This window comes from Flavobacterium sp. 1, assembly GCF_002797935.1.
Taxonomy (GTDB): Bacteria; Bacteroidota; Bacteroidia; order Flavobacteriales; family Flavobacteriaceae; genus Flavobacterium.
This window is the reverse complement of record NZ_PGER01000001.1, coordinates 804,089-818,239: the sequence shown is the minus strand read 5'-3', so window position 1 is coordinate 818,239 and position 14,151 is coordinate 804,089. Positions and strand designations below refer to the sequence as shown.

General features: G+C 36.3%; 13 protein-coding genes. 10 read left to right on the top strand and 3 right to left on the bottom strand.

Annotated elements, in window-relative coordinates; translation table 11 throughout:
* Positions 1-40 precede the first annotated feature (40 nt).
* Positions 41-802, top strand: coding sequence for a hypothetical protein (locus CLU83_RS03605; RefSeq protein ID WP_100430350.1), 762 nt, complete (start codon positions 41-43; stop codon positions 800-802).
* On the opposite strand, the gene dcm is transcribed toward CLU83_RS03605, so the two are convergent.
* Positions 795-1,760, bottom strand: a complete 966-nt coding sequence (gene dcm / locus CLU83_RS03600; RefSeq protein WP_100430349.1) for a DNA (cytosine-5-)-methyltransferase — start codon at positions 1,758-1,760, stop codon at positions 795-797. The two genes, CLU83_RS03605 and dcm, sit on opposite strands and share 8 nt — an antisense overlap.
* Before the next feature lie 338 nt (positions 1,761-2,098).
* Here dcm and CLU83_RS03595 point away from each other — a divergent pair, with 338 nt between their 5' ends.
* Positions 2,099-2,470 carry a nuclear transport factor 2 family protein gene (locus CLU83_RS03595; protein WP_100430348.1) on the top strand — a complete coding sequence of 124 codons (372 nt, stop codon included), beginning with the start codon at positions 2,099-2,101 and terminating at the stop codon, positions 2,468-2,470.
* A gap of 150 nt (positions 2,471-2,620) precedes the next feature.
* Here CLU83_RS03595 and CLU83_RS03590 read toward each other — a convergent pair whose 3' ends face one another.
* Positions 2,621-3,205 (bottom strand): DUF6642 family protein, encoded by a 585-nt coding sequence (locus CLU83_RS03590; protein WP_232726962.1) that lies wholly within the window; start codon positions 3,203-3,205, stop codon positions 2,621-2,623.
* 181 nt (positions 3,206-3,386) lie between these two features.
* Between CLU83_RS03590 and CLU83_RS03585 the strand changes: the two genes are divergently transcribed.
* Positions 3,387-3,821 (top strand): thioesterase family protein, encoded by a 435-nt coding sequence (locus CLU83_RS03585; protein WP_100430347.1) that lies wholly within the window; start codon positions 3,387-3,389, stop codon positions 3,819-3,821.
* A 22-nt stretch (positions 3,822-3,843) separates the two neighbouring features.
* Positions 3,844-4,233: a DUF1398 domain-containing protein gene (locus CLU83_RS03580; protein ID WP_100430346.1), complete on the top strand. Its 390-nt coding sequence runs from the start codon at positions 3,844-3,846 to the stop codon at positions 4,231-4,233.
* A gap of 88 nt (positions 4,234-4,321) precedes the next feature.
* Here CLU83_RS03580 and katG read toward each other — a convergent pair whose 3' ends face one another.
* A complete protein-coding gene (gene katG, locus CLU83_RS03575; protein WP_100430345.1) occupies positions 4,322-6,544 on the bottom strand; it encodes a catalase/peroxidase HPI in 2,223 nt (740 codons plus the stop codon).
* Positions 6,545-6,781: 237 nt separating this feature from the next.
* On the opposite strand from katG, the gene CLU83_RS03570 reads away from it, so the two are divergent.
* The 6 genes from CLU83_RS03570 to nirB all read left to right on the top strand — a co-directional run bounded on the left by CLU83_RS03570 (position 6,782) and on the right by nirB (position 14,075).
* Entirely contained in the window at positions 6,782-7,147 is a 366-nt protein-coding gene (locus CLU83_RS03570) for an iron chaperone (protein ID WP_100430344.1), read from the top strand.
* Between the two features lie 282 nt (positions 7,148-7,429).
* Positions 7,430-7,795: a glyoxalase gene (locus CLU83_RS03565; RefSeq protein WP_100433600.1), complete on the top strand. Its 366-nt coding sequence runs from the start codon at positions 7,430-7,432 to the stop codon at positions 7,793-7,795.
* A 322-nt stretch (positions 7,796-8,117) separates the two neighbouring features.
* Positions 8,118-8,813, top strand: a complete 696-nt coding sequence (locus CLU83_RS03560) for a hypothetical protein (RefSeq protein WP_100430343.1) — start codon at positions 8,118-8,120, stop codon at positions 8,811-8,813.
* A 506-nt stretch (positions 8,814-9,319) separates the two neighbouring features.
* On the top strand, positions 9,320-10,360 hold the full coding sequence (locus tag CLU83_RS03550) for an MBL fold metallo-hydrolase (RefSeq protein ID WP_100430342.1): 1,041 nt from the start codon (positions 9,320-9,322) through the stop codon (positions 10,358-10,360).
* Between the two features lie 17 nt (positions 10,361-10,377).
* Positions 10,378-11,175, top strand: coding sequence for a PhzF family phenazine biosynthesis protein (locus CLU83_RS03545; RefSeq protein WP_100430341.1), 798 nt, complete (start codon positions 10,378-10,380; stop codon positions 11,173-11,175).
* A gap of 392 nt (positions 11,176-11,567) precedes the next feature.
* Positions 11,568-14,075, top strand: a complete 2,508-nt coding sequence (gene nirB / locus CLU83_RS03535; protein ID WP_100430339.1) for a nitrite reductase large subunit NirB — start codon at positions 11,568-11,570, stop codon at positions 14,073-14,075.
* Positions 14,076-14,151 lie beyond the last annotated feature (76 nt).

The window sequence follows — 14,151 nt, the reverse complement described above, 5'->3', positions numbered from 1 at the left end:
TTTACATTTATAGTGCTAACAATTAATAAATGAGCAAAATATGAAATTATACAACCTAGCTGGTTCGAATAATTATTACGTTAGCAATAAAAAACCATTTGCTGGTACTTTAATTACTAAAGAAGCAATTCAAACCGTTATTGACTTTGCCTATGAAATGTGTTTTGGTACAGGACATCATAGAGACTGCAGGACTGGCGGGCAATATGACCGAAAAGGAGGCGAAAAATTCTGTAATGCATTCCAAGGGAAATTAGCCGAAGTGGTGCTGCATAATTATTTCAAATCAGAAGGTTTAGATGTAAAAGAACCTGACTTTGGCATTTACAAAAAAGGCATTTGGGACGATTCGGATTTAGAGATTCAAGGCAAAAAAATCAATGTAAAATCAGCCGCTTCTCAGTCGAATTTACTGCTGCTTGAAACAAAAGATTGGAATGCGCAGGCACAATACATTCCAAATATTTTGCTAAATAATGGTGCTGCTGCGCAATATGACTATTTCGTTTTGGTTAGAATTGAACCCGACATTAAAAGACTTCTTAAAGCAGAACGATTGATTTTTTGCAATGAAATTGATAGAAAAACTATTGAAGATATGCTTTTTGCAAATAATTGGTATTTTGACATTGCCGGATATTGCACCAACTCCGATGTAATAGCAACAATAGCAAATACCCATATTTTGCCTCAAAATGCAATGCTGAACCTATACACCAAAATGGATGCCAGCAACTACTATATTCAAAGTGGTAATATGAGATATATAAAAGATCTAGTTCAGGAATTGAAAACTATTTGATACCATTCAGAACCTTCAAGATATTCTTTGATACAGCCTGAATTACGGGTACGCTCACAGAATTCCCCGCTTGTTTATAAACGCTTGAATTTGCGGTTTTTTCAGGTATTTTGAAAGTATCCGGGAATCCTTGAAACCGCAGGCATTCTCGTGGAGTTAGTTTTCTAAAACCGAATTCAGTTTTAATAAGCGGTACATTATGACCGCCGGTTCCCATATTGGCAGTCAGGGTTGGGCACACATTCGATTTATTTTCTCTTACATACTGACGCCTGAATTGATAAACGGTATCTTCAGATTTCATGGTTTCTTTGAGCATATTATACATATACTTATCTGCATAATAATAGAAATTATCATCGACTTTTTCTTTACTGATAACCTCTTTTATTGTCTTTGTCAGTTCCTCTTTTTGGGGAAATTCAAAAACTTTTTCAGCATCAGGATATACTTGTTCATCAAAAGCAACCATAAATATTCTTTCTCTGTTATGAGGAATATTTCCATAGTCTTTGGTATTCAAAACCTTGGCTTGAAAGGAATAATTTCTATCTCTTAATGATTGTTCGATAACTTTCATTGTTTTGCCGTGATCGTGAGTTGTCAGGTTTTTAACATTCTCTAAAAATACCACTTTAGGCCTCATGGTATCAACAAAATCCAGTATTCGAAAGAAGTGGTTCCCCCTATTGTCATCAAACCCTTTTCTATAGCCCGCTACCGAAAATGGCTGGCAGGGAAAACCAGCAGTGAGTATATCTATATTTGGAATAGCATCAATATCTAATTGCAAAACGTCGCCTTCGATAAGCTGATGCTCAAAATTATTTCTGTAAGTGATGCAGGCATTTTTATCAAATTCATTGGCCCATTTTATGTCAAATCCTGATTTTTTAAACCCAAGACATATTCCGCCAATACCCGCATATAAACTGCCAACAGTAAATTTTTCGCTCATTACATTCTATTTTGTTGCTTATTTTTGTGTGCGAAATTACATTTTCTGAAACAAATATACACCTTGAAATGTGTATTTAAAAAAATAAAAACAAATACTGAGCTAATTGAATAAAACGGAATATTACTAGTGTTATTCCTGATTTATTTAGCAAAGAACAGCATTTTATAAGTTACAGTTTTTGCTATTATTTATTTCCACTTCACACGAGCGAAGTGAACTGACGAAGCAATCAGGTCTAGGACATTGGTTTTTATAAGAAATTTTTCTATAAATTTACATTTCCAGATTATCAAATTCGAATAATAATCTATTCATCAAATTTTAGACTAAAAAAAATGACTGCCAAAATAAAACAAGCTATCACCGATTTTGTAAAAGGCGGAGACAACAGCGACACAAAACTGTTAGATAAAGTACTGCATAAAGATTTTCGGGTAACCAATAATGGATTTATGGGAACTTCGGGAGTAACGGTAATTGACAAAGAAAAATATTTAGCCAATGTCAGAGACGGAATTTTTGGCGGACTGCCCAGAACAATGATAATTGAAAACATTGATGTGAGTGAAACAATTGCTTCGGTTAAACTTCGATTAGAAAGTTCAGAGAACCAATTTGTGTCTTACAATTCATTGGTTTTAGACACTGATAATGAATGGAAAATAATAAGCAATCTGGCAGTTGTTACCAAAAAATCTAACATTTAAAACTACTAGCAACAGCTTCGCTTTAAGGATTTAAAATGAGGTTTTTTTTTATACAGCTTTTTGGTTTTCAGCGGAGACCTAACAGGTTTTTAAAACCTGTTAGGTCTAATCAGAAGAATAACAACACTTTATTTCAACCCTTGATTGGTATTAATAATACAATCTAAAATCAAGTAATTTACAGATTGCATAATGCTTTTGATGCAATTCTTCTACAACTTCTACAACATCATCCAGCTCTTGGCACAAACTGAAAAATGCTTTATCCAATAAACTGCTGTTTATATTCTTATGAGCCACACCATAGCCCGAAATGGCTAGTGCTCCTGTGATATCCAAAAAATATTGTGCTTCTTCATCTTTTAGATCAAGCACTTTTGTATTGGCAAAATGCAGAATTTTGCCTTTCATTTTCCCTTCAAAGATTTCGGCAATTTCTTCAAAACTATAGTAATAATCATTGAGGCAGATCGTATTTCTTTTACCCTGCATAACTAAATAAATGATTTCATAGCCTTTAAAATTGTGGTCATCATAAAGCAGGGTGTTCAAGCTTTCTTCAAGTCCTTCGATAGTATCACAGGTTTTATAAATGCTCGCAATTCCTTGCTCAAGTGCCAGTTTTTCGAGATTTTTGATTACATCAGTAATCGTGTTTGTTTCCACATCGGGAACGCCTTCAAGACAAAAAATAAATTGGTCATCCTCAAAATTATGATTGTGCTGCAGATTCAAAATACGTGCTTTTATTGGTTACTCAATTTAAGATTGAAGATAAGAATTAAAATTTAAAATCACCAAAATTTAAAAGCAAACATAGGTGATTTTATTAATATTTTTTGGCAGAATGTTATAACTGCAGGTTGAAAATCCTTACTATCTTAGCCAACTGTAAAACATAATAAATTCCTTGTCTATGGCTACATTTAGCAAACAATTATCCTTTCGCTGGTCTGATTTAGACCCTAATTTCCACTTGCGCCACAGTGCTTATTATGATTTTGGCGCACAGCACCGCGTTGAACTGCTGGAACAGTTAGGCTTAACATTGAGAGTAATGCAAACAGAATATATTGGTCCAATATTATTTAGGGAAGAATGTGTTTTCAGAAAAGAAATCAAGCTTTCGGACGTTATCATCATGAAGACAAAAATGGCAAAAATGAAAGCCGATGCTTCACGCTGGTCCATTATTCATGAGTTTTACAAAGACGATATATTGTGTGCAGTCATAACCGTGGACGGCGCTTGGATGGATACTAAACTAAGAAAACTGGCCGCTCCTACTCCGCAGATTGTTGTGGATGTGCTGAGCGTTTTTCCTAAAAGTGATAATTTTATAAGTTTATAATTAATTTCAAAACCAACAAAATATGTTTACAATCGAACAAATAAAAGAGGCTCATTCTAAAGTAAAAAGCGGTGCCGATTTTCCAAATTACATACAGGATTTAATCATTTTAGGAGTAAAAGGATATGATACCTTTGTAAATGATGGCCATGTTCAATATTATGGAATAAATAATTACACTGTTACTTCGGATGAAAAATACAATTTGATAGCAATTGCTGCATCTGCTAATAAAGAGCGGTTTATCGAATTTTTGGTGATGCACCAAGGCGGTCAAACCGACTATTTAACATTTTGCAATCATGCTGGACAATGTGGTATTGCACGATGGAGAGTGGATATTATTGAAATGACCTGTACTTATTTTGATCAATCTAACTCTGAAATTTTAATAGAAAAAATTTCGGCTTAAATAGCTTAAAAACAATTCTAATTTTATAAAATGAAAAAGGCGGCCTATTTCTAGACCGCCTTTTTCATTTATACATCCGCCTTTCAGATTATTTCAAATCAAAGCGGTCCAAATTCATTACTTTGCTCCAAGCGGATACAAAATCGTTTACAAACTGCTCTTTCGAATCCCCGCATCCATAGACCTCAGCGATTGCACGAAGTTCTGAATTGGAACCAAAGATTAAATCCACACGCGTTCCTGTCCATTTCAACGCCCCAGTTCTGCGGTCACGTCCCTCAAACACGTCTTGAGAATCTAAAGAAGCTTTCCAAGTCGTACCAAAATCGAGTAAATTTACAAAGAAATCATTAGTCAATGTCTCTGGACGGTTTGTAAATACACCATGCTTAGACTGGTCATAGTTGGCATTAAGAACACGCAGACCTCCAACAAGCACCGTCAGTTCCGGAGCAGTCAGCGTAAGTAATTGTGCTTTGTCAATCAGCATTTCTTCTGCCGAAATAGTGTATTGCGCTTTCATATAATTTCGGAAACCATCTGCTTCAGGCTCCAATACAGCAAAAGATTCCACATCTGTTTTATCTTGTGAAGTATCCGCTCTTCCCGCAGAAAAAGGAACGGTCACATTATGACCAGCCTGCTGTGCTGCTTTCTCAATTCCAACGCCGCCAGCCAGAACGATTAAATCTGCTAACGATACTTGTTTTCCTCCGGACTGTGCAGTATTGAATCCTATTTGAATAGCTTCTAAAACCGATAATACGGCCGACAGCTGAGCAGGATTATTTACTTTCCAATCCTTTTGCGGAGCGAGACGAACGCGTGCACCATTGGCACCGCCTCTTTTATCAGAACCACGGAATGTAGATGCCGAAGCCCAAGCTGTTGATACCAATTGGGAAACAGACAATCCAGATGCCAGTATCTTAGCCTTTAGTTCTGTAATGTCTTTAGAATCAATTAATAGATGAGTAACCGCTGGAATAGGATCTTGCCAAATCAGTTCTTTTTTAGGAACTTCTGGTCCAAGATAACGCTCGATTGGTCCCATATCGCGATGTGTCAGCTTAAACCAAGCACGTGCAAAAGCATCTGCAAAAGCATCAGGATTTTCAAGGAAATGTCTTGCAATAGGTTCGTATATAGGATCAAATCTCAAAGCCAAATCTGCAGTAAGCATAGTTGGCGCATGGCTTTTTGAAGGATTATGAGCATCTGGCACTGATCCAGCACCAGCTCCTCCTTTTGGTTTCCATTGGTGAGCACCAGCAGGACTTTTTGCAAGCTCCCATTCAAAACCGAATAAATTTTCTAAATAATTGTGGCTCCATTTTGCGGGCGTTGTTGTCCAAGCACCTTCAAGTCCACTGCTAATAGTGTATTCACCATGTCCGTTTCCGAATGTGTTTTTCCAGCCAAGACCTTGTTCTTCAATTCCCGCGGCAGCCGGTTCTGCACCTACATACTCGTTTGGATCAGCAGCGCCGTGTGTTTTGCCAAAGGTATGTCCGCCTGCAATAAGCGCAACTGTTTCTTCATCATTCATCGCCATTCTTCCAAAAGTTTCACGAATATCGCGCGCAGATGCTACTGGGTCTGGATTGCCGTTTGGTCCTTCCGGATTCACATAAATTAATCCCATCTGAACAGCGGCTAAAGGGTTTTCCAATTCCCGATCACCAGAGTACCGCTGATCATCCAGCCATTTTCCTTCGGATCCCCAATAAATATCTTCATTAGGTTCCCAAACATCGGCACGGCCGCCAGCAAAACCGAAAGTCTTGAATCCCATCGATTCTAGCGCGCAGTTACCCGTAAGAATCATCAAATCGGCCCATGAAATTTTATTGCCGTATTTCTGTTTGATAGGCCATAACAGCAAACGGGCCTTGTCAAGATTCACATTATCCGGCCAGCTGTTAAGAGGTGCAAAACGCTGTGTTCCAGCTCCAGCTCCTCCGCGGCCGTCAGCAATACGATAAGTACCGGCACTATGCCAAGCCATCCTGATAAATAATGGTCCATAATGGCCATAATCAGCCGGCCACCAATCTTGAGAATCCGTCATTAAAGCGAAGAGATCTTTCTTTACGGCATCCAGATCAAGGCTTTTGAAAGCCTCAGCATAGTCGAACTTCTCCCCCATCGGATTGGACAATGAAGAATGTTGACGAAGAACATTTAATTTCAACTGATTGGGCCACCAATCATTGTTTCTTGTGCCTGATCCGGCACTTTGTTTTGGATTCCCCCCAGAGAACGGACATTTGCTTTCTCCGTTAGGATTCTGACTTGTACTATTTTCCATAATGTAATGATTTTTAAAAACTTAGACCAATTTACCAAATTTTATCTTATATAAATTATTTTTTCAATAGATAAAATTTATAGTTTCAGTCCAAAAACGTAGTTTAGAATAATTCTGGATTTTACTAAAATCACTTTTTTATTCGTATTTTAGTAGAGCTTAAAAACGCATTGCAAACTTCCTATTATTTCAAAAAAAGAGAAACATTGGCATAGCAAAACCAAAAAGGACAAAACAATGAAAACCGATTATGAATCCGTAGATGAATACATCTCCACATTCCCAAAAGACATACAATTGCTCTTGGAAAATGTCCGCGCATCAATTATCAAAAAAGCACCCGAAGCCGTAGAAAGTATTTCCTATGGAATGCCTGCATACAAAACAAACGGAAAACCATTAGTATATTTTGCAGGCTATAAAAAACATATCGGGTTTTATGCAACACCAACAGGACACAAGGAGTTTGCTAATGAACTTTCGAATTACAAACAGGGCAAAGGCTCGGTTCAATTCCCAATTGACCATCCCGTTCCCTATTGGCTGATTGAACAAATTGTTGTGTTTAGAGTTAAAGAAAATGAAGAGAGAAAAAGTTTCTAAGTTGCTGATATTATAGTATTTAAATAGAGATTTTATTTATTTACTTTTAATTATAATAAGACCTATAAAAAATGAAACACATAGATACATAGATTTAATAGCAAACCATTAGAATGAATAGAAATAGCACTATTTTTCACATAGATTGACTATGCGAAAAGTAAAACGTCTAGCCAACTCTTTTTAAACACTATAAATTCTATGTTTCTATGTGTTAAAAAACAACTACACCCAATACATTTTTTCACTTAGGAACTTAGCTTCTTGGCAACTCATACAACCATGAAACATAAAGCCAAATCAATCAGACCATTCATAGGTTCCAAAGACTTTAGGATTTCTAGACGTTTTTACCAAGACTTAGGATTTAAGGAAAATGTCTTAGCTCCCAATTTCTCCTATTTCGAAACCGAGGGAATCGGGTTTTATCTGCAGGATGCCTATGTAAAGGATTGGGTAGACAACACCATGCTGTTTTTGGAAGTTGAAGATGTCAGCCAATTTTGGACTGCGCTTTTAGATTTGGACTTATCCATCAAATACGAAAACGTAAAATTAGTTCCCATCCGCGAAATGGATTGGGGAAAAGAATGCTTTATTCACGATCCGTCTGGGATTCTTTGGCATATTGGAGAGTTTAATAAATAATTTGGAGCTTATTCCTGCTATCCACTTGTATCTTTTTGTCTCGTAAAAAAACGAGACAAAAAGGATACCGCTTCTATCAGGGCTAACCCTTTTCATAAGAATAATTTTTCTTTCAAAGCAACATCTGTTCAAACATCATCAAATCATAAAAACATTCCGCACATAAAAACACATTTTAAAATTTTATAAGTATTTTTCCATATTTTAGCAAAATCAACGGAGATGATACTTATCAGGTCCATGTACCCAATTTTGGGTGTATATATGTGATAGAGTCACACATATTCAATAGTTAGGCAACATTATAAACCCAGCATAAAAGATGAAATTAAACTTAAACGACGTATATTCTTTTAATTGGGATCAGTTACATTATTTTGAATTTGATAATATTGTTGCTTTTGACGCATTTAAAAGTTTAAATTTTAATCAAGAAAAATCACTTAATAAATCAAAAGCTGATCTAAACCAACAGATTCAAGATTTTAAAAAAGGGCTTGAATCGCTTTCCGAAAGTGATCAAGAGTCATATGTTTATCAAAAATATTATATTAACGAAGTTATAATAAATGAAATTCAACGAATTCAACGATACTCTTCTGTTTTATCCATCTTTTCTTTTTACGAATCAAGGTTAAAATCCATTTGCAACCTAATAGAAAGTGAGTTTGAGTTTAAAGTTAAAATTAAGCATTTAAACAATTATGAAGGCGACTTAAATAAATATTGGAACTATTTAAGTAAAGTTTTTGAAATCCAAACTGAAAAAACGGAATCGCTGTTCAAACCAATTAATGAACAAAAAAAAATTAGAAATATAATTGCTCACAACGATGGAATAACGAAAGAGAAAATAGATGCTGTACAAGGATTGACTCTACATAAACTTGGTAAAAACTTTAAAATAGAAATTGATGAAGGAGTGTATATTGGAAATTTACTGCAAAGTATTGAAGTATTCATTAGTGCACTTTTAATAGAAATTGACAAACGATATATCACATTGAAAAAGAAATAACGTTGCCTAATCGAGTAGAGGGCTCCGCTCCCAACGGAACGGAGTGCGCCTCTCACACCACCGAGCGCACAGGTCATCTCGTTTTAGGAACGAGAGCGGTTTGCAAAGAGATGGATTAAGTTCGATATAAACATCTGTCAAGGATTGATAGCCTCTTTGTTTTAAGCGTTTCAAAGTAATGGTGGTATTCAAAATAAGACTTTGTGCAATTACTCAACCGCCTTTACGAGTGCGACTCCAAGCATAGGCGTGGTCTCGTTTACAACAAGTGCCAATTTTAATCAATAACGCAATTACTCCATTTGCAACGCAGGTAGTTCAACTTTTAAGATTCTAACCCCGATAACGCGGATTTATAATACGCGTCCGCAAAAGATTAATTTCTTTTTCGCTTTATGTATTATTATTATTCACCTTTGTGGACGCGCATTACAAATCGGCCTATCGGACAGCAATAAAAAAAGCGAAAAATATTTAATAAAAAATAATGAGTCAATTTAGATAAGATGAGAAAACAATTTGGCGCAAAAGCGAAAAAATCCGACATTGAAAAGTATTCAAAATCAAAGTATTGGAATGGGAAAATCTTCGAAAATTTAGAAGTGACCAAAATGAATATCAGCATTCAAACCTTACCAAAACTGTTATACAAACAATTTTGTAAAAAAGAAGCTCGAGAACCTCAAAAACCCATATCCATTATTCCATTCAATAAAGAACAATTTCTTGAACCTTATCCATCGATGCGAAGCATTTGGTATGGACATTCGGCGATATTGATGCGGTTAGACAATAAAACAATTCTGACCGACCCTATGTTTGGTTCCAATGCGGCACCTATTGCCCCTTTTGCTGTTCAAAGATTTAGCCAAAACACCTTAGACCTCATAGATGAATTTCCAGAAATAGATTTGGTCTTACTTTCCCACGATCATTACGATCATTTGGATTATGACAGTATTCAGAAACTCAAAAGCAAAACCAAACAATTTTATGTAGCACTGGGAGTAAAAAGACATTTGGTTTCTTGGGGAATTCCCGAAAACACAATCACCGAATTCGATTGGTGGGACGAAATTCCATTTGACGGAATCCAAATCACCTTCACTCCCACCCGACATTTTTCGGGCAGAGGATTGACCGATAGAGCCAAATCACTTTGGGGTGGCTGGGCATTAAAAACTACTAAAGAAAATATTTGGTTTAGTGGTGACAGCGGTTATGGTGAACATTTCAAAGAAATTGGCAGACGATTAGGTCCATTTAATTTTGCCTTTATGGAGTGTGGCCAATACAATGAAAACTGGCACCAAATCCACATGTATCCTGAAGAAAGCTTACAAGCTTCCATTGATGCTAATGTAAAAAACATGATGCCTGTGCATTGGGCTGGTTTTGCCTTGGCTCAACATTCTTGGACTGAACCAGCTGAACGCTTTATTCAAGAAGCTAAAGCCAAAAATCGTAACTATTGTTTACCTCAAATAGGCGGATTATTCGATTCTAATTGCTCGAAAACAAATGCTTGGTGGATAAACCAATCATAAACTCAAAGAAATAAAAAATGAAAACGTATTTTGTAGACTCTTTTACAAACGAAAAATTTAAAGGAAACCCTGCCGCGGTTTGTTTTCCTGACAATAATTTAGACATTGACACAATGCAGAAAATTGCAGCAGAAATTGGTTTTTCTGAAACTGCATTTGTAAAACACATCACGGACAATAGGTATAGCATCCGGTTTTTTACGCCAAAGATTGAAATTCCATTATGCGGTCATGCTACATTGGCTTCGTCAAAAATCATTTTCGATACAACTACTTTTGACAATATAACCTTTATCAATTGTGACAATATTGAACTGTTTATTGAAAAAGCAGCCAATAAAATCAAAATGCAGTTTCCTGTTTACGATACAGAAGAAACTGAAGTGCCTCAAAAAATGCTGGACGCACTTGGAATTTCTGAAATTGTAAATAAAAGATACAGCCCTAAAAATAAAATTATCCTGATTGAAATTAAAAGTGCGCTTGAGTTAGCTAATTTAAAACCTGATTTTACGGCATTAATTAATTCGCATACCGGAATCAATGGCGTTTTGGTGACTGCTATTTCAGACAGCGAAAATTTTGATTTCCATTACAGATATTTTTGGCCTTGGGCAGGAACTAATGAAGATCCTGTAACAGGCGGGATTCAAACTTTTTTGACAAAATACTGGGCTGCAAAATTGAATAAAACAAAATTAAACGCTTATCAATCTTCATCAAGAACTGGAATAATGAGCACAGAAATCATTCAGGATAAAGTTTTCATTTATGGCGAAGCCGTAACAGTATTAGAAGGACAATTTATTTTATAAGTATGTTCGAAGGCAAAACTTCTTACTCCCATTACTTTCTACTTAGTTACTTATAAGTATTCCACACTATTTTAATTCCAAAATCTACTTTTATGCACTTTCTTGCGTGAAGGATGGAAGTGGCATCTCCCGATTTAGAAAAACAAGGCTTTTTTGCCGTAGTTTTTGTTAATCGGGAATACAGCGGACAGCCTGACCTCGTTGCTATCACAATATCCTTAAAAACCAGAATGTTGTGCAACGAGGGCACGCCCAAATTTGGCTATGTATTTATTCAGAATCGCATTACTCATTATTAAAAATCATTCTAATTTAGAAAAAAAACAAAAAAATAAGTACTTAAATTAAGTATTTATACGTATGTTTGCGTAGTAATACTTAATTAACAGATTATGATTAATGTAATAGTAGTCGGAAACGGCATGGTAGGTTATAAATTTTGCGAGAAATTCATTTCGAAATCTGGGCAGGAAAATTATCAAATTACAGTATTTGGGGAAGAACCAAGACGCGCTTATGACAGAGTTCACCTTAGTGAATACTTTGCAGGAAAGACGGCTGATGACTTATCTATGTCAACAGCTAATTGGTATGAAGAAAACAATATTATATTAAACACTTCGGAGTTAATTACAGATATTAACAGAGAACAAAAAACAATACACACTCACTTAGAGAAAACATACGAGTATGATTACTTAGTTTTGGCTACAGGATCTGCTGCTTTTGTACCGCCAATTGACGGGGTGGAAAAAGAAGGTGTTTTTGTTTACAGAACCATAGAGGACTTAGATGCCATTATGACTTACGCCAAAAAAATAAAAGCTAACGGTGCTACCGAAGCTGCTGTTCTTGGAGGTGGTTTATTAGGACTTGAAGCTGCCAAAGCAGTACGTGATTTGGACTTGAATGCACATGTGGTTGAATTTGCACCCCGCTTGATGCCAAGACAGTTAGATCAGGGCGCTAGTGATATGCTTCAATCTAAAATAGAGGAATTGAATATAGGAATACACCTGAATAAAGCGACACAATTCATAGATGGCGAAGACAGCATAAAAGGAATGATGTTTGCAAATGATGAGCTGTTAAAAGTAGATATGTTGGTTATATCGGCTGGGATAAAGCCCCGCGACGAACTAGGAAGAGTTTCCGGACTTGAAGTAGGCGTTAGAGGCGGCATCGTGGTAAACAATAAAATGCAGACATCAGATCCTAATATTTTTGCCATTGGTGAGGTTGCCTTATACAATCAAATGATATACGGACTTGTAGCTCCTGGTTACGAAATGGCCGATGTTGCCGCCGAGCAAATCCTAAAAGGAGATAAAACGATGAGAGAAACCATCGATATGTCTACTCAATTGAAATTGATTGGAGTTGAAGTTGCAAGTTTTGGTGATCCTTTTATTGAAAATGAAAATGTTACTGCAATTGTTTACGAAAACAAATTCAGCGGTATTTATAAAAGAATTAATGTCACCAAAGACGGAAAAACATTATTGGGAGGAATCCTTGTAGGGGATTCATCTGATTACAACGGATTATTTCAAATTTACGCCAACGCAATGGCATTGCCTGCAAATCCAGAAGATTTAATTCTAGGTTCCCGCGGTGGCGAATCATCAACTTTAGGAAGTGCCTCCGATTTGCCGGATACTGCCGTAATCTGTTCTTGTGAGAACGTTACCAAAGGCGCTATCTGCTGTTCGATTCTTGACGGAACTGCAAATACATTTGGCGATGTAGTAAAACTTACCAAAGCAACTTCAGGTTGCGGAGGCTGTAAACCAATGGTAGCTGACTTAGTAAAAGCAGCTCAAAAATCTATTGGTAAAGAAGTAAAAGAAAGTATTTGTGAGCACTTTAATTATACAAGACAAGAATTATTTGATCTCGTAAAAATCAATAAATACACAAACTACTATGAAGTAATCGACCATCACGGAAACGGAGATGGCTGCGAAATCTGCAAACCAGTTGTTGCTTCTATTTTCTCCAGTATTTATAATGACACTGCCAATAAACACGTAACTACACAGGATACAAATGACAGATACCTAGCTAATATTCAAAGAAACGGAACTTATTCTGTTGTACCAAGAATTGCTGGCGGTGAAATCACTCCTGAAAAATTAATTGTAATTGGAGAAGTTGCCAAACAATTTGATTTATACACCAAAATAACCGGAGCACAGCGTGTCGATTTATTTGGTGCTCAATTAGATGACTTACCAAAAATCTGGAAAATATTAATCGATAATGGTTTTGAAAGCGGACACGCTTACGGAAAATCTTTAAGAGCCGTAAAAAGCTGTGTGGGTAATACTTGGTGTCGCTATGGAATGGATGACAGTACAACCTTTGCCATCGAATTAGAGAACCGTTACAGAGGGATTCGCTCTCCGCATAAATTAAAAGGAGGAGTTTCAGCCTGTATTAGAGAATGTGCCGAAGCAAGAGGAAAAGATTTTGGAGTAATTGCTGTAGAAGGCGGTTGGAATCTTTACATCTGCGGAAATGGCGGTGCTAATCCGAAACACGCTGTACTTTTAGCTGAGCAAATAAACAAAGAAACTGTTTTCAAATATATGGATCGTTTCCTTATGTATTATATCCGTACCGCTGGACCATTGGTTCGAACTTCTACCTGGCTGGAAAAATTAGACGGCGGATTGGATTATTTAAAAGAAGTAATCATCCATGACCGCATCGGAATCTGCGAAACATTGGAAGCTGAAATGGAAAAATTGGTAGGAACTTTTGAATGTGAATGGAAACAAGTACTTGAAAAACCAAGATTGATGAAACGTTTCAGCCACTTCGTTAATTCAGATGAAAAAGATGATAACATCGAATATGTACCGCTAAGAGATCAAAAAATGCCAAGACCTTGGTAATCCAAACTGAATCTTAAATTATAAAAACATACAACCTTTCTAATCTTGGCTCCGCTATCCTCATAAGTGGGGCTGG

Excerpts from the sequence above, each read along its gene's own strand:
- CLU83_RS03605 (WP_100430350.1), top strand. The coding sequence starts at position 41 with ATGAAATTATACAACCTAGCTGGTTCGAATAATTATTACGTTAGCAAT.
- nirB (WP_100430339.1), top strand. The coding sequence starts at position 11,568 with ATGATTAATGTAATAGTAGTCGGAAACGGCATGGTAGGTTATAAATTT.
- CLU83_RS03560 (WP_100430343.1), top strand. The coding sequence starts at position 8,118 with ATGAAATTAAACTTAAACGACGTATATTCTTTTAATTGGGATCAGTTA.
- CLU83_RS03595 (WP_100430348.1), top strand. The coding sequence starts at position 2,099 with ATGACTGCCAAAATAAAACAAGCTATCACCGATTTTGTAAAAGGCGGA.
- CLU83_RS03585 (WP_100430347.1), top strand. The coding sequence starts at position 3,387 with ATGGCTACATTTAGCAAACAATTATCCTTTCGCTGGTCTGATTTAGAC.
- CLU83_RS03570 (WP_100430344.1), top strand. The coding sequence starts at position 6,782 with ATGAAAACCGATTATGAATCCGTAGATGAATACATCTCCACATTCCCA.
- CLU83_RS03580 (WP_100430346.1), top strand. The coding sequence starts at position 3,844 with ATGTTTACAATCGAACAAATAAAAGAGGCTCATTCTAAAGTAAAAAGC.
- katG (WP_100430345.1), bottom strand. The coding sequence starts at position 6,544 with ATGGAAAATAGTACAAGTCAGAATCCTAACGGAGAAAGCAAATGTCCG.
- CLU83_RS03550 (WP_100430342.1), top strand. The coding sequence starts at position 9,320 with ATGAGAAAACAATTTGGCGCAAAAGCGAAAAAATCCGACATTGAAAAG.
- CLU83_RS03545 (WP_100430341.1), top strand. The coding sequence starts at position 10,378 with ATGAAAACGTATTTTGTAGACTCTTTTACAAACGAAAAATTTAAAGGA.
- CLU83_RS03565 (WP_100433600.1), top strand. The coding sequence starts at position 7,430 with ATGAAACATAAAGCCAAATCAATCAGACCATTCATAGGTTCCAAAGAC.
- dcm (WP_100430349.1), bottom strand. The coding sequence starts at position 1,760 with ATGAGCGAAAAATTTACTGTTGGCAGTTTATATGCGGGTATTGGCGGA.